Here is a 24,972-nt window from a genome sequence, read left to right on the forward strand (position 1 = left end):
TCACCAGCCTACTTCCTAGGCCTGCGGATGGGCAGGGTTCAATTTGCTGCCGGTCCCGGGGGCCGGGACCGGCTCAGTTCCGGCCTTGTCAGTTTCCGGAGTAGGGGGAAACGACGACGTCGACCCGCTGGAATTCCTTCAGGTCCGAATAGCCGGTGGTCGCCATGGAGCGGCGGAGGGCGCCGATCAGGTTGGACGTGCCGCTGGTATGGTGCCCCGGTCCGAAGAGGACCTCTTCCAGCGGACCCACGGTGCCGACGTTGACCCTGTCGCCACGCGGCAGCTCCAGGTGGTGCGCCTCCTGGCCCCAGTGCCAGCCCTTGCCCGGCGCTTCTTCGGCGCGCGCCAGGGCGCTGCCGAGCATCACGGCGTCAGCGCCCATGGCGATGGCCTTGACGATATCGCCGGACGATCCCATGCCGCCGTCGGCAATCACGTGAACGTAACGGCCGCCTGACTCATCCATGTAGTCGCGGCGGGCGGCGGCGACGTCGGAAATCGCCGAAGCCATGGGTGAGTGGATTCCCAGCGCACGGCGCGTTGTGGTGGTGGCACCGCCGCCGAATCCCACCAGCACGCCTGCGGCACCGGTGCGCATGAGGTGCAGGGCCGGGGTGTAGCCGGCGGCGCCGCCCACGATCACCGGAACATCGAGCTCGTAGATGAACTGCTTGAGGTTCAGCGGTTCATGGTCCTTGGAGACGTGCTCGGCGGACACCGTGGTTCCACGGATCACGAAGATGTCCACGCCGGCGGCCACGACGGTCTTGTAGTGTTCCTGGGTGCGCTGCGGAGTCAGCGAGCCGGCAACGGTCACACCGGCGGCACGGATTTCGGCCAGGCGGGACGTAATCAGTTCCGGCTGGATGGGCGCCTGGTAGAGCTCCTGCATCCGGCGGGTGACGGCGGGGCTGTTGGTCTCGTCCTCCAGCGCCCCGATCTGGTCGAGTACCGACTGGGGGTCCTCATAGCGGGTCCACAGTCCTTCGAGGTCCAGCACGCCCAGTCCGCCGAGGCGGCCCAGGGCAATGGCTGTCTCGGGGGACATCGCTGAATCCATGGGCGCGGCGATGACCGGCATGTCGAACTTGTAGGCATCTATCTGCCACGAGACCGAAACGTCCTTGGGATCACGCGTCCGACGGTTGGGGACGATCGCGATGTCATCCAGGGAGTAGGCACGACGCCCACGCTTGCCACGGCCAATCTCAATCTCATAAGTCACGTGACCACTTTACTTGACCACGCGGGATACGGCGGGGCGACTCCCCGCCGTCGTCAGGGAAACTGATAGTCCACACTTTATTGACAGGTTTTGTCAACCATTTACAAGTTGTGAAAATACCTTTACGTTTACTCTCGGTTACCACCTGATCCACCACGTGACCGTCCATCACTCCACCATCCGGGCCACACCTATGCCCGATCCGAGAAAGAAGCTCCTTTTGGCAAAAGCAGCAAGTGCACCAATCAGGCGCCATCGCATACTGGCCCTGTCGCTCGCGGCAGCAGTCGGGACCCTGGCCTTCGCGAGTTCACCGGTCTTCGCCACCACCGGAACCGGCGACGGTTCCGGCCCCGGAGCCGCCGCGGTCCAGAGCCCGGCGGTGCAGGCAGTGGCCGCGGGCGAGGCCTATACGAAGTTCATCGTGGACTACAAGGAAGGCGCGGCCAACTCCACGCCGAACGGCCGCGCCAATGCCTGGGGCAAGGCAGCCAACGCGCAGGGCATGACAGTGAAGGAAGTCCGCACCCTGGCTACCGGCGGAACGCTGATCGAGGCGGACAAGGCCCTGGCCGGGCAGGCGGCCGAGGACTTCATGGCCGGGATTGCGGCCTCGGGAGCGGTCGAATCCGTCGAGCCCGACGCGCGGATGACCGTGGCGCTCACACCCAACGACCCGCGCTATGGCGAGCAGTGGGACTTCACCGCGACGAACGGCATGCGGATTCCCGGCGCGTGGGACGTCGCCACCGGCACCGGCGTGACAGTGGCCGTGATCGACACCGGCATCACTGCCCACCCCGACCTGGACGCCAATGTGCTCCCCGGTTACGACTTTGTCTCCGACGCAACCGCTGCGCGGGACGGTAACGGCCGCGATGCCAACGCGCAGGACCAGGGCGACTGGTACGCCACCGGCGAGTGCGGCCAGACGACGGCGGGCAACAGTTCCTGGCACGGCACCCACGTGGCCGGCACCGTGGCAGCCGTGACCGGCAACGCGACCGGAGTGGCAGGCGTGGCACCCAATGCCAAAGTGGTCCCTGTCCGCGTCCTCGCCAAGTGCGGCGGTTCCCTGTCCGACATCGCCGACGCAATCATCTGGTCAGCCGGCGGAACCGTCTCGGGTATCCCGGCCAACGCCAACCCGGCAAAGGTCATCAACATGAGCCTGGGCGGGTCCGGTTCCTGCGGCACTACTTACCAGGCGGCCATCGATTCCGCGGTTTCGCGGGGAGCCACCGTGGTGGTTGCCGCCGGCAACAGCAACCAGGATGCTTCCGGTTTCCGCCCGGCGAACTGCAACAACGTTGTGAGCGTGGCTGCGAGCAATCCGAGCGGCAGCCTTTCCTACTACTCCAACTACGGTGCCACGGTTGACCTGACTGCGCCGGGCGGAGACGTCAGGGTGACCGGCGGCGGAATCCTCTCCACCATCAACACCGGCACCACCACGCCGTCCTCTGCGGGCTACGCCAATTACCAGGGCACCTCCATGGCGGCTCCGCACGTGGCCGGGCTCGCCGCACTCATGAAATCCAAGACCTCATCCCTCACCCCGGCCCAGGTCGAATCCACGCTCAAGCAGGGAACCCGCGCCATGCCGGGCGGTTGCACCACCGGCTGCGGCGCCGGCCTCTCCGACGCCACCAGGACCATGGGACTGCTGGGCGGGACCACTCCCCCGCCGTCGGGCAATCTCCTGCTGAACCCCGGCTTCGAAGAGGGCGCCGTCTCATGGACCTCTGACCACGCCGACACGTTCGAAACCGGAACGAACGCCCGGACCGGCTCCCGCTTCGCAGGACTCAACGGCTGGGGCCAGGCGACGTCCTACAAGCTGGACCAGGCATTCGCAGTCCCCTCCTCTGTGTCCGCCGCCTCGCTGTCCTTCTATTTGAAGGTGCAGTCCGACGAAACCACCGCCAGCTCGGCCTACGACACCCTCAAAGTCCAGGTGATCAGCGGCGGCACCACCGCCACGCTGGCCACGTACTCCAACCTCAACAAGTCCACCGGCTACGTGCAGAAGCAGCTGGACCTTTCCGCCTACAAGGGCAAGAGCGTGACACTGCGCTTCCTGGGTGTCGAGGATTCGTCACTGTCCACGTACTTCTTCCTCGATGACACCGCTGTGACCACGTCCTAGCTCTTTGCTCGGATAACGCATGAACCGCCGGCCGCGCGCTCCTGCGCGGCCGGCGGTTCCTGCGTGGGGACATGTCCCCGTCGCACGACGTCAATTCATGGAATAGTTTGGACGGACAAACCGCAGGCAGGCATCGCCGGCACAGACAATATGGGGGACACCATGGCGCCAGGACGTGCGGGCATGACGGACACGGCCAGGGATCCCCGCGCGACGGCGTTCGGCTTCGCTCAGCGCCGTGTCTGGGTTTTCTCCGCCTGGTGGTATCCCGGAGTGTTGGCGGTCTCCGGTGCAGTAAATGCGGGAGTCGCTGTGGTCCTTGGTCAAAGCCCGGAACCAGGCATCTCCATGGCCGTCCTTGGCGCAGTCTTCGCGTCCCTGGGCTGGGTCTTCACAGCGTGGCCGCGGTTTACGCGCAAGGCTCCCAATCCGGCTTCGGACGTCCCCCGGGTGGAGCAGGGTATCAGGACCACTCCTGGCATGATACGGACCTTCCTGGTCGCCAGCGCGTTGGGCATTGCTGCCCTTGTGCTGTTCACGCCCAAGGGCGGCTGGCCGGAAACGCTACCCATCCTGGGAATGCTCATAACGCTACCGCTGGGGGTGGCCGCAGGCCTGGCATATACCCGCCGGCTCATGACGAACAGTGCCGAACTGTACGCCCGGTGGCTCGAACGCCGCTGGGGACGGTCCGGATGACCTGTCAGAACCCCTCGGCTTCGTCAACAACCAGCTGGGATTCGAACATCCGGAAGTACCTTCCGCGGAGGGCAACCAGTTCCTTGTGGGTGCCCTGCTCAACGATCCGCCCGTCTTCGAGCATGTAGACGACGTCCGCTTTTTCGATCGTGGCGAGCCGGTGGCTGATGGCGATGATGGTGCTGCTGCGGTCGGCGAAGAGCCTGGTGAAGATCCGGTGTTCGGCGAGGGCATCAATCGCCGACGTCGGCTCGTCCATCACCATAAAGGAGGCGTTCCGGTAGAAGTTCCGGGCCATCGCGAGCCGCTGCCACTGGCCGCCGCTCAGCCCGCTGCCCTTGCGCCCGCGGGGATCCTCCATCCAGTTGCTCACGTGGTTGTCCAGGCCGTTGGGCAGTTTGTTGATGAACTCAAGGGCCTCGGCGTCGGACGCCGCCCGCCGGATCCGCTCATCGTCACGTGGCGAATCGACGTCGCCAAAGAGAATGTTCTCCGCCGCAGTGGCGAACTCATACTTGAGGAATTCCTGGCTTAGTACCGCCAGATGACGGTGCCAGGATTTCACGTCGACGGCGGCGAGGTCCACGCCGTCGAGCATCACCTGGCCCGAGTCCGGGCGGTAGAGCCCGGCGAGAATCCGGATCAGGGTGGACTTGCCGGCACCGTTCTCCCCCACGATGGCGATGTGCTGGCCCTCGCGGATGGTGATGGTGATCCCGCGGATCACCTCGATGTCGCTTCCTGTGTACGTGAACCGGATATCCCTCAACTCCACGGTCTTCGGCGCCTGCAACAGGGGCGGGGCGTGCTCGGAGTGAACCGGCAACGCCATAAAGAGCTCGTAGTCTTTCAGGTTCGCCAGGTCCTCGTCGATGGAGCTGAGCGAGGAAACAAGGTTGTTCGCCGTGGACAGCGCCCTGCTGACGATCTGCTGGACGTAGAGGAACTGGCCCACCGGCTGGGCACGGGCGATGATCTGGCCCACCACCCAGATCAGCGAAACAACCTCAGCACCGTACTGCAGGGCATCAGCCGCGAGCTGCTTGGGGATGTAGCGCTTTTGGAAATCCAGCCGCCGCTTCTCGTCGGCGTCCCGGAGGCGGGAACGAAGTCCCATGAGGTACCCGACGATCCCGTACAGGCGCATCTCGGCAATGTGCTGGGGGCGGAGGAGGTTGGTTTCGATCATGCGGCGCTGGCGGCGGGAATCCACCTGCGTGTTCCAGTGGGCGATCTGTTCACGCGAGAGTTTGAACTGCAGGTAGACGCTGGGGACGATGGCCACCAGGACGATCACGGCGATCCACCAGCTCACCAGCAGCAGCGCTCCGACCGCCAGGATCACCGAGACCAGCTGCGTGAAGATCGCGGCGATCCGGTCCAGGACCCGGGCATAGGAATCCGAGAACCGCTTGGCGCGGTCGTACAGGTCCACCGTTTCCTTGTCGTCGTACCGCCAGAACTCGAGTGCCAGGAACCGCTCGTACATGAGGTCCCCCACGATGGCACCCACCCTGAAGCTCATGAGCTGCTGGATGTAGCGGTCCACACTGCTGAAGGCGCCCCAGAAGAGACCCAGCGCGGCGGTGATGATGACGTAGACGATCGCCCGCTGCCCCTCGGCGGCGTCACCGGCGTACGCGGCAGCCAGCGCGGTGGTGGTCAGCGCGGCAAAGTAGGTGGTGACCAGGGGCAGCAGCGCCGAGATCAGCGAGCCGACCACCTTCATTACGACGGCGGCGGGCGAGGCCCGGAAGCTGACCCGCAATACCTGCGCCACGGCACGGGCGTAGGGCCGCACGGCCAGCCGCCGCTGAGCGTCCCTTTTCGGGTTCAGTTCGGCGGGATGGCGTGGTTGGGACATGCCTCCAGCCTAGTGCTGCCGCAACGGCCTGGCGGCAGGGTCAGTACTTCTCACCGTACTGGTATTCAGGGAGATCAAAGCATGCGCTGTAGCCCGCAATACGAAGCGTTTCCGGTGGCTCCTCGAAGGAGACCAACAGATGGGTGCCGTCCTCGTGCAGGAGATCGAGCGACCGATCCCCGCTTAAGGTCCTGTCTTCTGAAACCCTCCACCCTGCCCGTCCGGACATTGCAGCGGCCACCTTATCGAGGAACCCGTCGCGGTCCACTCCCGGCATCAATTCGGCTTCGGCATCACCAGCCCATTTTTTCCGATCGCCCTCGCAACGCAGCAGGCTTGAGGTGTCGTTGGCCCACGTTGACAGGACCGCGTCTTCGGGCAGCAGCGCCACGATTTCCTGTTCCATCGACATGACCTTGGATTTGGCTGATTCGAGGCTGATGTCCATGTCTTTTCCGTTCCCGGCCTGCCCGCATGAGGCCATCATTGCAGTGAGTGCTGTTGCCCCGGCTACCCGCCAGGCGGTTGTCCACCCGCGTCCGGCCCTAGCGATCACGGAGTTCCGTACGGACGTCGTTGATGGCCTTCTCATTCCAGGGATCCGTGGTGGCGATGAGGCTGTGGTTGTCGATGCTGTAAGCCTCCGTCCATCCGAAGCCCCCCGGCGGCTCATAAACGTGCTTTTCAAACGCGGGCTCCTTCATCGGGTAATTCTCCCCCACGACCCCGTTTGCTTCGGCGGTCAGCAGGATATCGGGGTAGGTGAAGCTGGAATAGTCGGTGCCGGGGTCAGGCTCCCAGCCAGGAGGCATGGCAGCGCCGGACAGGGCAATGAGCTTGTCAAAGTGGGCTCCTTCAGTCTCCGCCCCGGTGAGGTTCCGAAGTCCCCAGCTGTGGCCCATGCCCACCGATTGGGCCCCGGACGGCAGCTCAAGGTCAACAGCGTCCTGGAAGGCCCGCAGGACTGGTGCCGAATCGGCCACGAACTCATCGCTCTTGGCCTCCACCAGGAATGCCTCAACAAAGCCACCGTCGGGAAACTCCGATCCTTTGTACACGAACGCCGCGGTTCCGCCCGATTTGTCCGCCTCGACAAAGCGGTTGGCCAGCTGCTGCGGGCCGCCGCCATAGAACGACGCTTCGTTGGTGGTGGTGCCGGGAACATACGTGATCACCGAGGTCGCGTGCTCGTCAAAGCTGCCGATGAGTTCCACGATGGACTGTTCATCGGGGTCATAGGCCGCGAGCTGGATTTTCCCGGCGACCGCCTGCTGGAGATACTCCAGTCCGGACTGCCGTTCCCGCCAGGCCTCGTGCTCGGCGGCGAAACGCACCGGATAGGTTGAATCCACGTTCCAGGGGTTGAATTCCGGTTCCGGATCCTTTGTTTCGAGCCAGACAATCCGTTCCTGGGCGTTCAGTCGGTTGGCCTCGACCCGCGCATTGAACGGTATGCCGTTCGTATTCCCCGCCAGGCCCGGGTGGTCCCGGATGAAGTCCTGATGCTGGGCGTCGGTGAGACTCAGCCACCAGTCCCGGACTTCGGAGGCGGACTTGCCGGCGATATCCCCCGGGCCGGGCGTTCCGGAGCTGCCGCCGGACGGCCCTGACACCGCAGAACCTCCGGCGGCCGAGCTGGCCGAGTCCTGCTCGTTTGCCTGGCGCAGCAGTGCGTCCGCGGCCTGGTCAAGGAACAAGGCTGCTGCCCCCATCGAGCGGCTATGGCTCCCTTTCCAGTCCTGGCGGAACCTCTCTGCATCAGGACCGGGCCACGGGGTTCCCACCACGCCGGCATTGAAGGCAAGCCGCTGGCCGTCAAGCATCCGCCCGGCCGACCGCATCGTGGCGGCGAGCTGTCTCAGCTGCGCCACATCGGCCCCGTGGAATCCGCCTGCCAAACCATCCCCCAAGGCCGGTGAAGTATTTACTCCATCGAATATACAGACTCACTAGTCCGAAGGGGATGGGGAAGACTCCCCATCCCCTTCGAACTGGCGGACCGGCGGACTGGCGGACCGGCGGCCCTAGCGTGAGCCGTAGTTCGGGGCTTCCACCGTCATCTGAATGTCATGCGGGTGGGATTCCTTGAGGCCGGCCGGCGTGATCCGGACGAACTTGCCCCGCGCCTTCAGCTCGGCAACGGTGGGAGCACCGGTGTAGAACATGGTCTGGCGGAGGCCGCCCACCAGCTGGTACGCAACGGATGCCAGCGGGCCGCGGTAGGCAACACGGCCTTCGATGCCTTCCGGAATCAGCTTGTCGTCGCCCGAGACGTCGGCCTGGAAGTAGCGGTCCTTGGAGTAGGACGTGTTCTTTCCGCGGGTCTGCATTGCTCCAAGGGAACCCATGCCGCGGTAGCTCTTGAACTGCTTGCCGTTCACGAAAATGAGCTCGCCCGGTGATTCGTCACAACCGGCCAGCAGGGAACCGAGCATCACGGTGTCGGCGCCGGCAACCAGCGCCTTGCCGATGTCGCCCGAGTACTGCAGGCCGCCGTCGGCAATCAGCGGGACGCCGGCCGGGATGGCCGCCTTCGCGGACTCGTAGATGGCGGTAATCTGCGGTACGCCCACGCCGGCCACTACACGCGTGGTGCAGATGGAGCCCGGGCCCACGCCCACCTTGATGCCGTCGGCGCCGGCGTCGATGAGCGCCTGGGCGCCTTCGCGGGTGGCAGCCTGGCCGCCGATGATGTCCACGTGCGCGGCCACGGGGTCGGACTTCAGCCGGCGGATCATGTCCAGTACGCCCTGGGAGTGTCCGTTGGCGGTGTCCACGAACAAGGCGTCCACGCCGGCGTCAACGAGGGTCATGGCACGTTCCCAGCCGTCACCGAAGAAGCCGATGGCGGCGCCGACGCGCAGCCGGCCTTCGTCATCCTTGGTGGCAAGCGGGTATTGCTCGGCTTTCGTGAAGTCCTTGGTGGTGATGAGGCCCTTGAGCCGGCCCTGGTCGTCAACCAGCGGAAGCTTTTCGATCTTGTTGGTGGCGAGCTTGTGCGAGGCTTCCTCGCGGCTGATGCCCACGTGCCCGGTGACCAGGGGCATCTTGGTCATGACGTCGCTGACAAGGCGGATGGGGAAATCCGCTTCCGGCACGAAGCGGGTGTCGCGGTTGGTGACAATACCGAGGAGCCGCATGCCCTCGTCCACCACCGGCAGGCCGGACACGCGGTAGTGCGAGCAGATTTCGTCCAGTTCAGCCAGGGTAGCTTCCGGCCCGATGGTCAGCGGGTTGGTGATCATCCCGGATTCGCTGCGCTTCACACGGTCCACCTGATCGGCCTGGTCCTGGATGGACAGGTTGCGGTGGACCACGCCCAGGCCGCCCTGGCGCGCCATGGCGATGGCCATGCGGGACTCGGTGACGGTGTCCATGGCAGCGGACAACAGCGGCGTCTGGACAGTGATGCGCTTGGAGATGCGCGAGGACGTGTCTGCTTCTGACGGGATGACGTCGGTGTGTCCGGGCAGGAGCAGGACGTCGTCGTAGGTCAGGCCGATAAAGCCGAACGGGTTGTGTTCGGGCTGGGTCATGAGTGCGCCTCTTACCTTAATTCCGGGGTTCACGGGTAGGGGTTGCAGCTGATGACCAGCCCGTCATTACGGGACTGGCCTGTGCAGATGGTGGTGCCTTGGTGCGGAAGTGTTGAATAAATTCTAGAACCTCGGCGGCAATCCCCATATTCCGCGGCGGTAATGTGAGCAACCGCACCTGCCCGCAGGTCACGCCGGCTTAGGTCCAGCCGGTGGCGGCCAGCAGCCGTTGCTCGAACATGGGAATCATGCTCTGCACATACGTTTTGGTCAGATGGTTGTCGTCCTTGTAGACATAGACGTTGCCCACCACTGCCGGGCAGATTCCGTCCGCGCAGATGAAGTCGCTCATGTCCATCAGGTGGAGGCCGGCCACCTTGCCGCGGTACTGGTCCAGCGGTGACGAGTCGGCGAGCGATTCACCGAGCGGCGGATTGCATTCCTCCGCGGCGGCGCCCCTCTTTTGCACGCACTCCGGCATGTTGAACCCGAACCGCGGATTGTCGCGCACGCCGACGACGTCCATTCCGGCATCCGTGAACGGCTTGATGCCCTCCAGGTAGCCGGGGACTTCGGTTTCGAATGGCGCCTCAGTGTGTGTGAGGGACGCGACTGTGAATACGGCATCCGGTTTGTGTTCAAGCACGTATGCGGCACTGGCCTTATTGAAGGCGTTGCACTCAGCATCGCGCTCGGCCGACTCCGCACCGAAGCGGCAGCTGCCCTTGAGGAGCGTGACCACTTCCCAGCCGTGCTCCTTGGCGATCGGACCCAGGGCTGCCATGTACTGCTGTGCATGAGAGTCGCCCAGCACCACGATCCGCTTGGTGACAACGTCGGGCTTGCTGTTCTGCAGGCAGCCCGAGAGCAGCGGATCACCGGGCACATTGCCGTCGGTGCAGAGACCGTCGATATCCGCCCACTCATTCTTCATGGCAGCCGGCGCCGGAATGATCCTGGCCTCCGGCGTTGGCTTGCCCGCGTTTTCGGGCGTCAGTGCGGCGGCGCCCGGCGTCAGTTCCCTGGGCTGTGCCGCGGCGGCTGCTTCCTCGGCGGTCAGTTTGGTCTGCCACAGTGACACCGGCCCGGCGAGCAGGGCTCCGCACGCCACAATCACGACGGCGTTACGCCAGACCCGACGTTGCGGCCAGTGCCATTCGCGCAGCGGTTTCTCCACGAACCGGGTGGTGAGGACGGCCATCACCACGGAGGCCGCCACGATCGCAAGACCCTGGACGAGGTTGGGCGAGACAATTCCTGTGCCGGCGAGGGCCAGGACCAGCAGCGGCCAGTGCCACAGGTACAGTGCATAGGAGTTGTCGCCGAGTGACACGAGGGGTTTCCAGCTCAGGAGGCGGTCGGCACCAAAGCGGCTGCCGCTCTGGCCGGCCACAATGATTGCAGCCGCCGCAAGCGTGGGCCACAGTGCCACAAAACCGGGAAACGACCGGTCCACTGTCAGCAGCAGGCCGCAGGACACCATGGCCGCCACGCCCGCCCAGCCCAGGATGACCCGAAGGAGCTTTCCCGGCTTCAGGTAAGGAAGTGCGAGAGCCAAAAGGGAGCCCAGTGCGAACTCCCACAGCCTGGTCCTGGTATCAAAGTAGGCGTAGGCCTGGTTGGTGGCCGTCTGGTCAATGGAGAAAGCCAGCGAGGCCGCAAAGATCACGCCGAAGGCAAGGGCCAGCAGCAGGCGGAAACTGATCCCGGGCCTGCGCAGGACCCGGTGCAGCACGGCTATTCCGGCAAACACCAGGGGCCACAGGATAAACACCTGCCCCTGGATGGACAGTGACCAGAAATGTTGCAGGGGGCTCGCGCCGGAGTGGTCCTGGGCATAGTAGTCAACCGCCGAGTCCGCCAGCAGCCAGTTCTGCCGGTAGAGCAGTGAGGCCCAGGCCTGGTCCAGGACGTCCGGCCAGCGGCTTTGCGGAAGAAGTGCCCAGGTGCCGGCGAGGACACCCAGGATAACGACGACGGCGGCAGGCAGCAGCCGCTTGAACAGGTGCAGCCAGTGGCTGACCAGCTTGAGCGGGCTGCCGCTTTCCACCTTCCGCACGAAGGAGAGGGTGAGCAGGAACGCGGAGATAAGCAGGAAGATGTCCACGCCGCCGGACACCCGGCCCAGCCAGACGTGGTACGTGACCACCATGAGTACTGCGAGGGCGCGGAGGCCCTGGACCTCGGGGCGGTACCCCTCCTTCCTGGCTGCCTTGTTCGTGGTTGTCGTCGCGGGAGTCGTCGTCATTCTTTGTTCCAGCCGGTTGCTGCCAGAAACTCCTTCTCGAAGTAGGGGGTGATGCTGTCCATATAGGTCCGGGTGACATGGTTGTCGTCTTTGTAGACCATCACGTTGCCGATGACCGCCGGACAGGTGTCGCCCTGGCAGAAGAAACGGCTGAAGTCGAGGAACTTCGTGTCCGGCACCTGACCGGCAATCCCGGCGTCCGGCGACGCCGGCTGATAACTGTCAGCTGCCTTGGCGGCGCACGCCGAATAGTTGTCCTTGTTGCGCTCGAGGCAGTCCGGAACGGCCTCGGGCATGCGGGGTGTGTCCCGGAGCGCGACGACAGGGATGCCGGCGTCGTTGATTCCCTTGATCTCCGGAACCCACGCCGGGTCCATGAATTCCGTCTTGTTCGGATTCGGGTCCGTCCGCGTGCTGGTGGTGACCACGAGGTCCGGTTTCATCTCCAGGACCTTCTTGGCCGTGTCCTTGTTGAAGTCGAGGCAGCCTTCGGAGAGCTCAGGAGCAGCGGTATCCGTCACAGGGCAGTAGCCCTTGGTGATGGTCTCCACTTTCCAGCCGTACTTGTCGGCGAGGTTCAGCAGCGGTGTCGACCAGACATGGGCGTGCGAGCTACCAATGACCACAATGGATTTCTCCGCGTCGTCCTTGCCGTTGGAGCAAAGGTTGGTGAGTTCGGCGTCGTTGGTGGTGCAGCCGCCCTGGAACTTCGGCCAGTCATCCGCCACGGTGGTGAGGCTGGGGAGCAGGGGCGCGGACTTGTCGGCAGCGTCGACGTAGCCGGGATCAAGCACCCGCGCACCCGGGTTATTCGCCCAGGCCTGGCTCGCGGCGGCAGCAGTGGCGCTGCTGATCTGGAACTGCCACCCGGCGAGCGGAACGGACGCGGTGGCCACTGCGGCAGCGACGGCAATCAACGCGCGACGGCGGTTGACCTCGGGCCATGCCCATTCACGCCAGGGTTTCTCGATGAACCTGGTGGTGACATAGGCGAGGCCCATCGACGCCACGATGATGACCGTGCCGGACAACGGACCGGCGTGGTCGCGGCCCGTCGCCGCGAGGGAAATGACAAGGATCGGCCAGTGCCACAGGTACAGGGCGTAGGAGTTGTCCCCCAACCGGACCAGCGGCCCGGAGCTCAGGATCCGGTCAACGCCGAACCTGCTCCCGGTCTGGCCGGCAGCGATGACGCAGGCGGCTGCAAGAGTGGGCCACAGGGCCGCCACTCCCGGGAACGCCGCCTGGACGTTGAGCAGGATCCCGCAACTCAACATGGCCGCAATGCCCAGCCAGCCAAGGGCTATGCGCCCCGTCCGGGGTATCCGGAGACCCGGAAGGATCAGTGCCACCAGTGTTCCGAGGGCGAATTCCCACAGCCGGGCGCCGGTATCGAAGTAGGCCTGCGCCTGGTTGGTCAGGGTGAAGATAATCGAGTAGGTCAGCGACACCAGGAAGACGCCGGCGAAGATGTAGCACAGCAGGATCCGGTAATGCAGCCGGTAACGCTTGGCCAGCAGTGCTGCCGCGGCAAAGATCAGCGGCCACAGAATGAAGACTTGCCCCTGGATGGACAGCGACCAGAAGTGCTGGAACGGGCTGGCCAGGCTGTGGTCGGTGGCGTAGTAGTCGACGGCCTGCGTCTGCAGGAGCCGGTTTTCCATGTAGAACAGGGATGCCCAGCCCTGGGCAATCACGTCCAGCCAGCGTGTGCGCGGCAGGAAGATGAAGCTCGCGGCGAGGATGGCAAATATCACCGTGACAGCGGCGGGCAACAGTCGGCGGAAGAGGTGCAGCCAATGTTTGAACAGTGCCATCGGGCGGCCCTGCTCATATTTGCCCACGAACTGCAGCGTCATGAGGAAGGCCGAGATCAGCAGGAACACGTCAACGCCGCCGGACACCCGTCCGAACCAGACGTGGTAGCTGACCACCATCAGCACGGCCAGCGAGCGCAGGCCCTGGATTTCCGGCCTGAACTTCGATTTTCGGCTCGCTTCAGTACCGGCGCCACTTCGGCGCGGCGAGGCCAGGGCTCTCGCTATGGACATAGAAAAACCCCTCAAGCGGATAACCAAAGCATCCATGTTACCGAAACGTAACCTTGTTAGCCAATCGCCGACCAGGCGAAGAAGAACCCCCGCATCCCATTAAGGCACCCCAAGCTGGGAGTTTCCAGAGGAAGGCGGCGGTTAGGGGCCGGCAGGGAAACTAGGCTGGTGCCGACGCCGGATCGCGGAACCGGAAAACACGGAGGAGTGGCCATAGTGATCGTTCAGGTGCGCATTTGCATACCCGCGGAGCTCTCCGACCTGGTCGTGGAAAGCTGCACACAGCAAACCGGCGCGGCGGAAGTGGCCGTGCACAAAGGAGCGTCCATCCAGCCGCCCGGGGATGTGGTGGTGGTCCATGTGGCCAGGGAATCGGTCGAGGAGCTGCTGGAAAAGCTGCATGCCCTGAACGTCCAGGAGGTGGGCTCCATCGCCATTTCCATGCCGGAGCTCATGCTCTCCCGGCGTGCCGACCGGGCTGAAGCAGCAGCGCCCGGCGACGGGGCCGACGCCATGATCTGGGATGAGGTGACCCGCCAGACAGGCGAGGATTCGCGGCTCACGTGGAGCTATCTGGCCTTCCTCGTCCTGGCCACGCAGCTGGCCGCGATCGGGATCGTCACCGATTCCACCATTGCCATCGTCGGGGCCATGGCCGTCGGGCCGGAGTTCGGGCCGCTGGCTGCCCTGGCTGTCGCCCTGGCGCAGCGCAAATGGAAGCTGGGACGCAGCGCCGCGTTGGCTCTGGGTGTCGGCTTTCCCGTAGCAATGCTCCTGGCAGCCCTGACGGCCTGGTTGTCAGTCCCATTGGGGCTCTTTCCTGCCGACACCCTCGACACCGGGTCAGCCGTCGAATTCATCTACCATCCGGGGCCTTACTCGCTGATCGTTGCGGTGCTGGCCGGTACCGCCGGAATGCTCTCCATGATCAGCCGGCGCTCGGCCGCACTGATCGGGGTCTTCATTTCGGTGACCACCGTTCCAGCCGCCGGGTTCGTCGCCGTCGCGCTGGTCCTGGGCGAGTACCAGAAAGCGGCGGGGTCTGCGCTTCAGCTGCTTCTGAATCTCGTGGGCATTGTGGTTTCTGCGCTTGCCGTCCTCCTCTTCTACCGGATCATCACCAAGCGGCTGCCGGAGGGCATGGCCCGGCGGCTGCGGCGACAGGCCTTGCGTGCCCGGGGCTAGTTTCGCGGGCCGCCTAGGCCGGCGACGTCGTGGCCGGGATCTTTCCGGCAAGGTAGCGGGCGTCCCTGCATACGCCGGGAAGGGTGGCCGAAGCCGCTGAGTACATGAATTCCTCCCCCAGGAAAAACAGGCCGGGAAAGTCGAGCGCCATGCCGCGGTGCTGCCTGGGCCGGCCGTCACCGTTGAACACGGGCGACACGATCCAGTCGAAGGACTCCCGGTAGCCGGTGCACCAGATGACGTTGGACACATCATCGAGGGGTCTGCCCGCCACCACCGGCCGTCCATCCTGCACACCGGTCACCCGCGGCACACGTTCGACGCCGGCGGCAGCCAGGTCTTTGCTCTTGGTCCTGACCAGCGGGTCCGCGTGCGCCAGTTTCAGTGGTGCGGCTTTACGGCCAATTGGCGAGTCAAGCGTCAGCACGTGGAGCCCCACGAACCGCACCACCGGCAGGACGAAACGGGCCGCGGCCCTGCCGTGCCGCACCGGCAGCTCGCCGCCCGGCTTCCCTGCTATCACTGTGTGGTGTGTCCGGCTCACTTCAAGGGCAATTTCCGCTCCCGAGTTACCCAGCCCCACGACCAGGACACGGCCGGCCTGGAGCTGGCCCGGGTTCCGGTATTCACTGGAGTGGAGCTGCACAGTCGACGGCGCGAGGGCCGGCGCAAAGTCCGGCAGCCTGGGCGCCTGCGTGCAACCGGTCGCCACAACGACGTTGCCTGCCTCCCATCGTTTTCCGTCCGACGCGGCAACGTACCGTCCCTGCTCGCGCCACAACTTCTCCACCCGGGTGCCGGTGCGGACGGGGAGCTCAAAAGTGGCGGCATAGGCTTCAAGGTAGTCCGCCAGCTCGTCTTTAGTCGGGAAGGACAACCCGTCGCCCGGAAATCGCAGGCCGGGCAGGCCGTCGTACTTTGCGGGAGTGAACAGCCTCAGCGTGTCCCAGCGCTGCCGCCAGGCATCTCCGATCCTCGGGTTCGCGTCCAGGATCAGGAACCTCCGGCCTTGGCGCTTGAGGTAGTGGCCGATGGCCAGGCCGGCCTGTCCCCCTCCGATCACCAGCGTGTCAAGCATGCCACCCGACCCGCCGTCGTTCATGGTGTTCATTGCGCTGCCTCCTGTTCAGCCGCTGCGGATTGATTGGATGAACCGTCCCAGGCGGTTCCCGGCCGCCGCGCATCCCGACCGTGCGATTCGCTCCTGTAGCGGAGCCACCACACGAGCATCAGCGCGGACGCCAGAACGTACACGACATGAAGCAGCCAGATGGGGCCGGCCGGCAGGTGGAAGACGTACACGGAGTGCACAGCGTTGGCCACATTGCTCAGGACCAGGCTGCTGAGGCTATAGGACGCCAGGTCCTTGGTCCGCGCCGCTTTGAGAAGCATCGGCAGCATGCCAAGGGCGAACAGCACGGTGGAGCACGTACCGGCCAGGACGGGAAGGTTCATAGTTCGACACTAGGTCGGCATCCGCATGGTCCGCGTCGGCAGAATTATGCATCTTGCCCGGGCCACGCGTGGGTAGTTGTATGCAGCCGGCAACCTACCCGGCGAGCCCGTGGTCGAAGGCGTACCTGGTGGCGGCCACCCTGGACCGCAGTCCAAGCTTGAGGAAGATGTTGCTGATATGCCGGGCAACAGTCTTTTCACTCAGGTAGAGCTCAGCGGCAATCACGCGGTTGGCCTTTCCCGCCGCGACGAGCCGCAGCACTTCGATCTCGCGCGGCGTGAGGGGTCCGGCGTCTTTGTTGTGCACCGGCGTGTGTTCGAGCGAGGTCCAGGCAGCCGCCGGGGCTGCGCCGAGGGCGAGGAACTCCGCGCGGGCCGCCTCGAAGTCCATCTCTGCAGCATCGTCGTCGCCGGATCCGCGGCAGGCCCGGCCCACAAGGGCCCGGCAGCGTGCTGCCTCGAACGGAACGCCCAGTTCCCGCCAGAGCATCCACGCCCGTCGCAGGACCGGCTGCGCCCGGGCGGGTTCTCCTTCGGCAATGAGGACGGCGCCGCCGGCCTGGCAGGAGGCAGCCTGCACCATCGGCATCGCGCAGTCCTGCGCAACGGCGGCCAGATCGTCCGCGGACCGCCTGGCCGCCGCGGTGTCCCCCGCGGCCAGCTCTATTTCCACAAGCGCCGGCAGCAGGTGGCGGCGGGTGGCGAGGTCGGCGGAATCGGCCGCCCGGCGGATGAGGGCGCGCGCGGCGGGGATGTCGCCAAGGGCAAGCTTCAGCAGGGCAAGTCCTGGCTGGGGCTCATAACCACTGCGCCCGGCCTGGCGGTAGCATTCCTCCGCCGCCGCGAAATCACCCCTCAGACGCTCCACTTCGCCCTGCTGGTAGTAGCCGCCGTAAAGCGCATGGTAGTCCCCTGCCGCAGACAGGCGCTGCGCGTCCTTGGCTGCGCTGATGGCGTCATCCCAGGCCCCGTGCAGCCGGTACAGTTCGGCGCGGTGGGCCTGGCACTGGCCGCTGAACAGGACCATGTCCGGCCGTCCGGCACACCAGCGGTCCAGCGCGGCAGTCCACTCCAGGGCGCGGCGCAGGTCGAAGGCCAGGTGGCAGTTTCCGATGACGGCGCAGTAGATGATGCCCGAGGGCACCGGCGAGACCTCCCCGGCGATCACTGCGACCATCACCTCGTCAAAGAGCCGAATGCCGCCGCTGGTATCACCGAGCATCAGGCTGGCCTGGCCCCTGCCCAGCAAGGAGAGGGAGATGAGATCCCGGTCTTGGAACCGTTCCCCGACAGCCAGGGCGTCCGCGAAGACCCGGTTGGCACCTTCAGGGTTGCCGCCATACAGCATGCCCAGAGCCGTAGGAAGCAGCAGCATGCCCTCCACCACGCAGGGCTCGTTCAGTTCAGCAACCAGCCGTCCGGCGCGTGCAAACCAGCCGGCGCTGCGGGCCATCTGGCCCGTGTTCATCAGATGCATGCCGATCCACCCGGCGCAGCGCGCCGCACCCGGCACGTCGCCGACAACGAGGTACTCCTCGTGCGCGCGGGTGAGGTTGTCGATTCCCGTGTCGGTTTTGCCCGTCAGGATTTCCACTGTGGCCAGGCGTTCGAGATCGGGCGCTGTAAGCGCGCCACGCCGGTCGGCGTCATGGAACTGTTCGATGGCCTCGGTCCAGCGATGCCCCTCGAAGGCGGAACGGCCCCGGTCAAGACCGGCTTCAGACGTTGCCATGATGCCTCCCCGCGGATCCGGCGGCCCTGTGGCCGGGCCCGTCCCTGAGCGCCCACGGTTGCTCTAAGCGCCACGGTACGCCGGGGATGCCGGGGGCACAAGCACCTGCAAAGGGCCGGGGAACGGCATGCAGGAGGGCACCAAAAAGCCGGCCCGGCGCGGATGGTTTCTGGAAACCGTCCGGCCGGGCCGGCCTTTGTGGCGCTGGCTGGAAGCTAGTGCTTGTGGCCTGCGTGCTCGTCATCGTCGGCCGGCTTCTCAACAACGAGGGTCTCGGTGGTGAGAACCAGCGCTGCGATGGAAGCGGCGTTACGGAGAGCTGCGCGCGTCACCTTGACGGGGTCAATGACACCGGCAGCGATGAGGTCTTCATATTCGCCGGTCTTGGCGTTGAAGCCCTGGTTGACTGCAGACTCGGCAACCTTGGCGGTCACCACGTAGCCGTCGAAACCGGCGTTCTGGGCGATCCAGCGCAGCGGCTGGACGAGTGCGCGGCGCACGATGCCCACAGCCGAGGCTGCGTCGCCTTCGAGGGCGGTGACTGCAGGGTCCTCGTCCAGTGCCTTCAGGGCGTGGATGAGGGCCGAGCCGCCACCGGCAACGATGCCTTCTTCAAGGGCAGCGCGGGTCGAGGATACTGCATCCTCGATGCGGTGCTTCTTTTCCTTCAGCTCCACCTCGGTGGCTGCGCCAACCTTGATGACACCAATGCCGCCGGCCAGCTTGGCCAGGCGTTCCTGGAGCTTTTCCTTGTCCCAGTCGGAGTCGGTGCGGGTGAGCTCTGCGCGCAGCTGGGCAACGCGTGCCGCTACGTCCTCGGCCGTGCCGGCGCCGTCAACAATGGTGGTGTTGTCCTTGGTCACCGTGATGCGGCGGGCCGTGCCCAGCACCTCGAGGCCAACGGAATCAAGGCTGAGGCCGAGTTCCGGGGAGACAACCTGTGCACCGGTCAGGGTGGCGATGTCCTGCAGCATGGCCTTGCGGCGGTCGCCGAAGCCCGGAGCCTTGACGGCCACGACGTTCAGGGTGCCACGGATGCGGTTGACGATCAGCGTGGACAGGGCCTCGCCCTCGACGTCCTCGGCAATGATGAACAGCGGCTTGGAGCTCTGCAGCGCCTTCTCCAGGAGGGGCAGGAATTCCTGCACCGAGGAGATCTTGCCCTGGTTGATCAGGATGAGGGCGTCTTCGAGCACTGCTTCCTGGCGTTCCGCGTCAGTGACGAAGTACGGGGACAGGTAGCCCTTGTCGAACTGCATGCCCTCGGTGAGGACCAGCTCGGTCTGCGTGGTGGAGGACTCCTCGATGGTGATCACACCATCCTTGCCGACCTTGCCGAAAGCCTCGGCCAGCAGCTCGCCGATCTCATCGCTCTGGGCGGAGATGGCTGCAACGTTCGCAACCTGGGAGCCTTCGACCGGACGGGCGTTCTCCAGCAGGCGGGCGGCAACGGCTTCGACGGAAACTTCGATGCCGCGCTTGATCTGGCCCGGGGCGGCGCCAGCCGCCACGTTGCGCAGGCCTTCCTTGACCAGTGCCTGGGCCAGCACAGTGGCGGTGGTGGTGCCGTCGCCGGCAACATCGTTGGTCTTGGTGGCGACTTCCTTGGCCAGCTGAGCGCCAAGGTTTTCGTAGGGGTCGTCCAGTTCGACTTCACGGGCGATGGTCACGCCGTCGTTCGTGATGGTGGGAGCGCCCCACTTCTTGTCCAGCACGACGTTGCGGCCGCGCGGACCAAGCGTCACCTTGACCGTGTTGGCGAGCTTGTCAATGCCGGCTTCAAGCGACCGGCGGGCAGCGTCGTTAAACGCAAGCTGCTTTGCCATGGTTTTGTCCTTTCAAGACAGAAACCCCGCGCCGCTGACCTGTCAGACATGAATCAGACGGATCGGCTGCGCGGGGGTCCAAGAGTTACTTTACGACGATCGCCAGAACGTCGCGGGCGGACAGCACGAGGTACTCGGTGCCGCCGGTCTTGACTTCGGTTCCGCCGTACTTGGAGTAGATAACGACGTCGCCAACGGCTACGTCGACGGGAACGCGGTTGCCATCTTCAAAGCGGCCGGGGCCGACTGCAACAACTTCGCCTTCCTGCGGCTTCTCCTGCGCGGAGTCCGGGATAACCAGGCCGGAAGCCGTGGTCTGCTCTGCTTCGAGCGGGCGGACAACAATACGATCCTCAAGAGGCTTAATAGAGACCGACACTCGGACCTCTCCTTTACGTCAGCAAATTTATGGACTGGAAAACTGTTGCGCCTGCGCATGCAAACCGTCGTCGCGGTGCCGGCAGCAGCGTGGCTGGCAGTTCTTCATGTGTTAGCACCCTCCTAGGGAGAGTGCTAATGATGACTCTATGTAAGTGGTTAGCACTCGGTCAAGGCGAGTGCCAGAATTTCGTCCCGGGTGAACGGCTAGCGCCCTGCCAGGTCCTCAAAGTCGACGTCGTCGCCGTCGTCCGTGTCGTCGTCGTTCGTAACGTTGCGGTTCCGGTACAGCACGACGGCGGCGGCGAGCGCCGTAACCACCGAGGCAATGAGGAACACGAGGCCGCCCGTGCGGACGGCAGCATAGGACTCGCGGATTTCCCGGGCCTCGTCGGTGGCGTCCTGGATGTTCTTGCCGCCCACCGAGTACACCGTTGCGTTGAAGGAATCCAGGAAGAAGATGATGACCAGGAGTGCCAGGCAGACCACGGCGATGGCGGAACCGGCGATCAGCGCAGTCCGGGCATATTTGGCAAGTCCAGTGTGCTGCGGGCGGTCATTGCCCTGATCATCGACGGGTGGCTGCTGCACTGCGCTGTCTTCCATGCCTCCAACCCTAGCCGCACCGCGGGTGCAGGGCTCCTCGATTAGGCTTGATGACATGGCTGACGCACTGCAGGACCTGATCGCCCCGCTCCTGACCAGCGAAGGCTGGGAGCTGCTGGCGTCGCTGGGGCCCTACCGGGAGGACGAAGCGTTCCGGCTCAACGAGTCGCTCCGAAAGGCCGGCCACTCCCCCGCGCTGGTGTCCGCCGTCCTCACCCAGTCCAGGCTGCGGACCAAGGCCGAGGCCAAATTCGGCGAATTCGCCCGGCAGATGATCTTCACGCCGGCCGGGCTGGAGCAGGCCACCCGCCTCAACGTCGCCGCCCGGCACGCAGAACGGTTCGCGGCCGCCGGAATCGAACATGTGGCCGATCTCGGCTGCGGGCTGGGTGCCGATTCCATGGCCCTGGCCTCCATGGACATCCGGGTGACCGCCGTGGAAATGGACGAGACCACGGCGGCCTGCGCCACCATGAACCTGATTCCTTTCCCGCACGCCAGTGTGGTCCACTCCGATGCGACCTCCGTCCCGCTCGAGGGAGTGGGCGGCGTCTGGCTGGATCCGGCCAGACGCACCACCTCGACCTCGGGCACGCGGCGGATCTGGGATCCGGAGGAATTCTCCCCGCCGCTGTCCTTCGTGGAATCCCTTGCTGAGTCCGGGCGGGCCGTGGGCGTAAAGATGGGGCCGGGCATTCCGCATGACTCTGTGCCGGCCGGCTGCGAAGCGCAGTGGGTGTCCGTGGGCGGCGACGTCACCGAGGTGACGCTGTGGTTCAACGCGGTCAGCCGGCCCGGCATCCGGCGGGCGGCGCTGCTGCTGGGCCCGCAGGGCGCGGCGGAAATCACCAGCGGGGAAGAGTTCGACGGCGGCCCGGTGGCGCCCGTGGGTCCGGTGGAGGGGTACTTGTACGAGCCGGACGGGGCCGTCATCCGGGCCGGGCTCGTGGCTGATGTCGCGGCGCGGCTGGGCGGCCACCTCCTGGATGAGCACATTGCCTACATCTGTGCCCCGGAACTCGTGGACACCCCGTTTGCCAGGGCCTACAAAGTCCTTGAGGTCATGCCGTTCAACGTCAAGGCCCTCAAGGCCTGGGTGAAGCAGAACAACATCGGCGTACTGGACATCAAGAAGCGTGGCACATCCGTCACCCCGGAGGAACTCCGCAAGCAGCTTTTCGCGGGAGGCAAGAACGGCGGCAAAGGTTCGAAGGGCAAAAAGACAGCCACCCTGGTCCTCACCAGGATCGGCGAGGACAGGGTGGCCATCTCGGTGGAGCCGGTACAGCCCCGGATCTAACTGCGGACCGAAGCGACCGGGCCCCAAGGTACCGGGCCCTAAGCTACTGGGCCCGCATGAACTCTTCTGCCTCCCGGACCTGCTCGTCGGTGGGCCGGACGCCGGTGTAGAGCACAAACTGCTCCAGGGCCTGAATGGTGGCGACTTCCGCGCCGGTGATCACGGTCTTGCCGGCGGCGCGGGCCGCCTTGATGAGCGGCGTCTCAGCGGGCAGCGCGACGACGTCGAACACCACCTTCGCGGCGTCCACTGCCTCCTGCGGGAAGGACAGCGAGTCGGCATCCGGCCCTCCCGCCATGCCGACGGGCGTGACGTTGATGATCATGTCCGCCGTTCCGCCCGCATCCGCTGCCGGCAGCTCGGGGATCCAGGCGAAGCCGTAGAGGTCCGCCAGCGGCTTACCGGACGCCTCATTCCGGGCGACGATGGTGACGTCCGTGAATCCCGCGTCACGGAGGGCGGCGGCGGTGGCTTTGGCCATGCCGCCGGAACCCTTGAGCAGCACTGAGTAGTCGGTGGGGACGGCGTTGCGCTGCAGCAGCTGCTCGATGGCCGTGTAGTCGGTGTTGTATGCCGTGAGCCGGCCTCCGTCATTCACGATCGTGTTGACCGAATCGATGGCCTTGGCGGAGGGGTCCATAACGTCAACCAGCGCGATGACATCTTCCTTGTACGGCATGGACACAGCGCAGCCCCGGATGCCCAGGCCCCTGACGCCGGCGATGGCCTGCGCCAGGTCCGTTGGCGCGAAAGCCTTGTAGATCCAGTTCAGGCCCAGCTGCTCATAAAGATGGTTGTGGAAGCGGGTCCCGTTGTTGCTCGGCCGGGCCGAGAGCGAGATGCACAGGGTCATGTCTTTATTCAGAATTGGCACGGGTCCATTAAACGCCTCCGGAGCCCGGTCAGCACTGTTACGCCACACGACAAGGCGTCAGCAACCGCTTCCGGGGGCATACGGCCCGACGGCGGCAGGCAGCTTTCCGGGTGCCGGCGCTTTGCCGGCCAGGACGGCAGCCAGGGCGTTGAAGGCTTCCTGGCTGCGCCCGTAGAGAGCCACCTTGGCGGGTGCCGCCGAGCCGGCCAGCGGCCACGGGGCATCAAGGGCCACGACGACGTCGCCCGTGGCCGGCGGCCCTTCGTAACCGATCAGCGTCACGAGCGGCCCGGCGCCGAGGGTAATGCCGGCCGCCCGGGCAGCCTTGGCGAACCGGGCGCGGTCCTGTTCACTGCCGCCGGCCACGCGGACGCTTCCCGGCACCATCGGCCCGTGGCACGGTCCGGCCAGGACGGTCACCGCGGCCGCGGAAATACGCTGGGAGAGGGCGGAGCCGCTTCCCGGGGCGGCGCCCTGTGGCGCAGGAGTCCGTGCACGCCACATCATCATGGTCACCACCCGCTGCGCGGCCTCGTCGAGGCGTGATGCCGGCACCGCACCGGTCTTGACGGCGCTGACCACTGCCGCGTGGGCGGCGGCCACGTCCCCGGGCATGAGCAGCAGATCCGCCCCCGCTGCCAGGGCCAGCGGCGCGGCGGAGTCCCCGGGGTACTGCTTCTTGATGGCACCCATGTTGAGTGCGTCGGTCACCGCAACGCCCTTGAAGCCCATGCCGCGGAGGGCGGCGTAGCTCTGCTTGGACAACGACGCCGGCACGCCCGGTTCCAGCGCGGGCACGGAGATGTGGCCGGTCATGATCATGGGCAGCCCGGCATCAATGGCGGCCTGGAAGGGTTTCCAGTCCTTTGCGCGGAGCTGCTCCACCGTTGCTTTCTGCACCGGCAGGTTCTCGTGCGAGTCGACGGCCACGGAGCCGTGCCCCGGGAAGTGTTTGGCGGAAGGCAGGACCCCGGCCGCCAGCATTCCCTGGGCAAAGCCGACGCCCAGGCCCGCTGCCGCGTCCGGGTCGCCGGACATCGCCCTGGCACCGATCGTCGGGTCCTGCGGCCCCGCTGTGACATCCGTGTCCGGTGCGAAATCCGCAGTGAAGCCGAGCCCGGCCAACTCCGAGGCGAGCGCCTTGCCGGCGTCGGTTGCGAGCCCCACGTTGCCGGCGGCGCCAAAGCTCATGGGCGCCGGCCATTCCGTCAATGGAGCGCGCAGCCTCGCCACGACCCCGCCCTCCTGGTCCACGCCGACCAATGCCGGCCAGGTGCGTCCGTCTGCCTTGGCCGCGTTCCGGAGGCGGTTGATGCCTGCCGCCATGGCCGCGGTGTCCACGGTTCCGTCGGCGGAGAGGGGCACGTTGTCACCCATGACGATCGCCCCGCCCAGGTGCAGCCGTTCCATGGTTGCCGCGTGCGCAGCAAAATCCGTTCCGGCAAAGAACGGCATCATCACCTGCCCGGCCTTCTGTTCAACGCTCATTGCTGCGACGGCCGCGCGGGCTGAGTCTTCGTCCTGCTGCTGCGGCCCCCAGCCGAGCTGGCGCTCTCCCGGCGCCGGGGTGGCAGCCACGGACGAGTGCGGGGCGTCCGAAGCACCGGGTTCGGAGCGCATGGCTCCACCGGACGGCGATGCCGTTGCGGGGGACGTTCCCGATGACGTTCCCGATGGCGACCGTGAAGGCACACCGGTGCAAGCAGCCGTCGCGAGCATGGCCGCCGTCATGGCGAGGGCCAGCGCTGATTTGCGGAAAGTCTTTGTGTCCGGCATTTTTTCGTACGGCGTTTTTTTGTGGGAACTGTCACTGCGTCCTTGAAACCAAGCCATCAACTCGATGC

General features: G+C 65.6%; 19 protein-coding genes. 4 read left to right on the top strand and 15 right to left on the bottom strand.

Annotation, left to right across the window (positions count from 1 at the left end):
• Positions 1 to 88: 88 nt before the first annotated feature.
• Positions 89 to 1,225, bottom strand: coding sequence for a GuaB3 family IMP dehydrogenase-related protein (locus ACSQ12_RS14920; protein WP_209743215.1), 1,137 nt, complete (start codon positions 1,223 to 1,225; stop codon positions 89 to 91).
• Between the two features lie 220 nt (positions 1,226 to 1,445).
• Here ACSQ12_RS14920 and ACSQ12_RS14925 point away from each other — a divergent pair, with 220 nt between their 5' ends.
• The gene (locus ACSQ12_RS14925) at positions 1,446 to 3,374 is read left to right on the top strand and encodes a S8 family serine peptidase (RefSeq protein WP_436065903.1); all 1,929 of its coding nucleotides are present in this window, start codon (positions 1,446 to 1,448) and stop codon (positions 3,372 to 3,374) included.
• 162 nt (positions 3,375 to 3,536) lie between these two features.
• Positions 3,537 to 4,073 carry a hypothetical protein gene (locus tag ACSQ12_RS14930; protein ID WP_436065904.1) on the top strand — a complete coding sequence of 179 codons (537 nt, stop codon included), beginning with the start codon at positions 3,537 to 3,539 and terminating at the stop codon, positions 4,071 to 4,073.
• A gap of 4 nt (positions 4,074 to 4,077) precedes the next feature.
• Here ACSQ12_RS14930 and ACSQ12_RS14935 read toward each other — a convergent pair whose 3' ends face one another.
• The 6 genes from ACSQ12_RS14935 to ACSQ12_RS14960 form a co-directional block, all read right to left on the bottom strand.
• On the bottom strand, positions 4,078 to 5,937 hold the full coding sequence (locus tag ACSQ12_RS14935) for an ABC transporter ATP-binding protein (protein WP_436065905.1): 1,860 nt from the start codon (positions 5,935 to 5,937) through the stop codon (positions 4,078 to 4,080).
• A 40-nt stretch (positions 5,938 to 5,977) separates the two neighbouring features.
• The gene (locus ACSQ12_RS14940; protein WP_436065906.1) at positions 5,978 to 6,385 is read right to left on the bottom strand and encodes a hypothetical protein; all 408 of its coding nucleotides are present in this window, start codon (positions 6,383 to 6,385) and stop codon (positions 5,978 to 5,980) included.
• A 97-nt stretch (positions 6,386 to 6,482) separates the two neighbouring features.
• Positions 6,483 to 7,835, bottom strand: coding sequence for a hypothetical protein (locus tag ACSQ12_RS14945; protein ID WP_436065907.1), 1,353 nt, complete (start codon positions 7,833 to 7,835; stop codon positions 6,483 to 6,485).
• A gap of 126 nt (positions 7,836 to 7,961) precedes the next feature.
• Complete coding sequence (gene guaB, locus ACSQ12_RS14950) at positions 7,962 to 9,473, bottom strand: IMP dehydrogenase (protein ID WP_011692718.1); 1,512 nt, start codon at positions 9,471 to 9,473, stop codon at positions 7,962 to 7,964.
• A gap of 199 nt (positions 9,474 to 9,672) precedes the next feature.
• Positions 9,673 to 11,721, bottom strand: coding sequence for an acyltransferase family protein (locus ACSQ12_RS14955; protein WP_436065908.1), 2,049 nt, complete (start codon positions 11,719 to 11,721; stop codon positions 9,673 to 9,675).
• Entirely contained in the window at positions 11,718 to 13,772 is a 2,055-nt protein-coding gene (locus ACSQ12_RS14960) for an acyltransferase family protein (RefSeq protein ID WP_436065909.1), read from the bottom strand. The genes ACSQ12_RS14955 and ACSQ12_RS14960 overlap by 4 nt, the downstream gene beginning before the upstream one ends.
• Before the next feature lie 216 nt (positions 13,773 to 13,988).
• On the opposite strand from ACSQ12_RS14960, the gene ACSQ12_RS14965 reads away from it, so the two are divergent.
• Positions 13,989 to 14,957, top strand: coding sequence for a DUF389 domain-containing protein (locus tag ACSQ12_RS14965; RefSeq protein ID WP_436065910.1), 969 nt, complete (start codon positions 13,989 to 13,991; stop codon positions 14,955 to 14,957).
• A 13-nt stretch (positions 14,958 to 14,970) separates the two neighbouring features.
• Here ACSQ12_RS14965 and ACSQ12_RS14970 read toward each other — a convergent pair whose 3' ends face one another.
• From ACSQ12_RS14970 to ACSQ12_RS14995, 6 genes are all read right to left on the bottom strand, one after another.
• Positions 14,971 to 16,068 carry a flavin-containing monooxygenase gene (locus ACSQ12_RS14970; RefSeq protein ID WP_436065911.1) on the bottom strand — a complete coding sequence of 366 codons (1,098 nt, stop codon included), beginning with the start codon at positions 16,066 to 16,068 and terminating at the stop codon, positions 14,971 to 14,973.
• Positions 16,065 to 16,412 (bottom strand): hypothetical protein, encoded by a 348-nt coding sequence (locus tag ACSQ12_RS14975; RefSeq protein WP_436065912.1) that lies wholly within the window; start codon positions 16,410 to 16,412, stop codon positions 16,065 to 16,067. Before ACSQ12_RS14975 ends, ACSQ12_RS14970 begins: the two co-directional genes overlap by 4 nt.
• Positions 16,413 to 16,506: 94 nt before the next feature.
• Positions 16,507 to 18,144, bottom strand: coding sequence for a LuxR C-terminal-related transcriptional regulator (locus tag ACSQ12_RS14980; protein ID WP_436065913.1), 1,638 nt, complete (start codon positions 18,142 to 18,144; stop codon positions 16,507 to 16,509).
• Between the two features lie 215 nt (positions 18,145 to 18,359).
• Complete coding sequence (groL, locus tag ACSQ12_RS14985; RefSeq protein ID WP_209743204.1) at positions 18,360 to 19,970, bottom strand: chaperonin GroEL; 1,611 nt, start codon at positions 19,968 to 19,970, stop codon at positions 18,360 to 18,362.
• An 85-nt stretch (positions 19,971 to 20,055) separates the two neighbouring features.
• Entirely contained in the window at positions 20,056 to 20,349 is a 294-nt protein-coding gene (gene groES, locus ACSQ12_RS14990) for a co-chaperone GroES (RefSeq protein ID WP_003805290.1), read from the bottom strand.
• A 206-nt stretch (positions 20,350 to 20,555) separates the two neighbouring features.
• Complete coding sequence (locus ACSQ12_RS14995) at positions 20,556 to 20,954, bottom strand: hypothetical protein (protein WP_209743202.1); 399 nt, start codon at positions 20,952 to 20,954, stop codon at positions 20,556 to 20,558.
• 55 nt (positions 20,955 to 21,009) lie between these two features.
• Between ACSQ12_RS14995 and ACSQ12_RS15000 the strand changes: the two genes are divergently transcribed.
• Positions 21,010 to 22,254 carry a THUMP-like domain-containing protein gene (locus ACSQ12_RS15000; RefSeq protein ID WP_436065914.1) on the top strand — a complete coding sequence of 415 codons (1,245 nt, stop codon included), beginning with the start codon at positions 21,010 to 21,012 and terminating at the stop codon, positions 22,252 to 22,254.
• Positions 22,255 to 22,297: 43 nt separating this feature from the next.
• Here ACSQ12_RS15000 and ACSQ12_RS15005 read toward each other — a convergent pair whose 3' ends face one another.
• Both ACSQ12_RS15005 and ACSQ12_RS15010 read right to left on the bottom strand, forming a co-directional pair.
• The gene (locus ACSQ12_RS15005) at positions 22,298 to 23,128 is read right to left on the bottom strand and encodes a shikimate 5-dehydrogenase (RefSeq protein WP_436065915.1); all 831 of its coding nucleotides are present in this window, start codon (positions 23,126 to 23,128) and stop codon (positions 22,298 to 22,300) included.
• 57 nt (positions 23,129 to 23,185) lie between these two features.
• A complete protein-coding gene (locus tag ACSQ12_RS15010) occupies positions 23,186 to 24,904 on the bottom strand; it encodes a glycoside hydrolase family 3 N-terminal domain-containing protein (RefSeq protein ID WP_436065916.1) in 1,719 nt (572 codons plus the stop codon).
• Positions 24,905 to 24,972: the final 68 nt, after the last annotated feature.

The sequence above is a fragment of the Arthrobacter sp. LjRoot14 genome (assembly GCF_964253905.1).
In the GTDB taxonomy this organism is placed as follows: Bacteria; Actinomycetota; Actinomycetes; order Actinomycetales; family Micrococcaceae; genus Arthrobacter.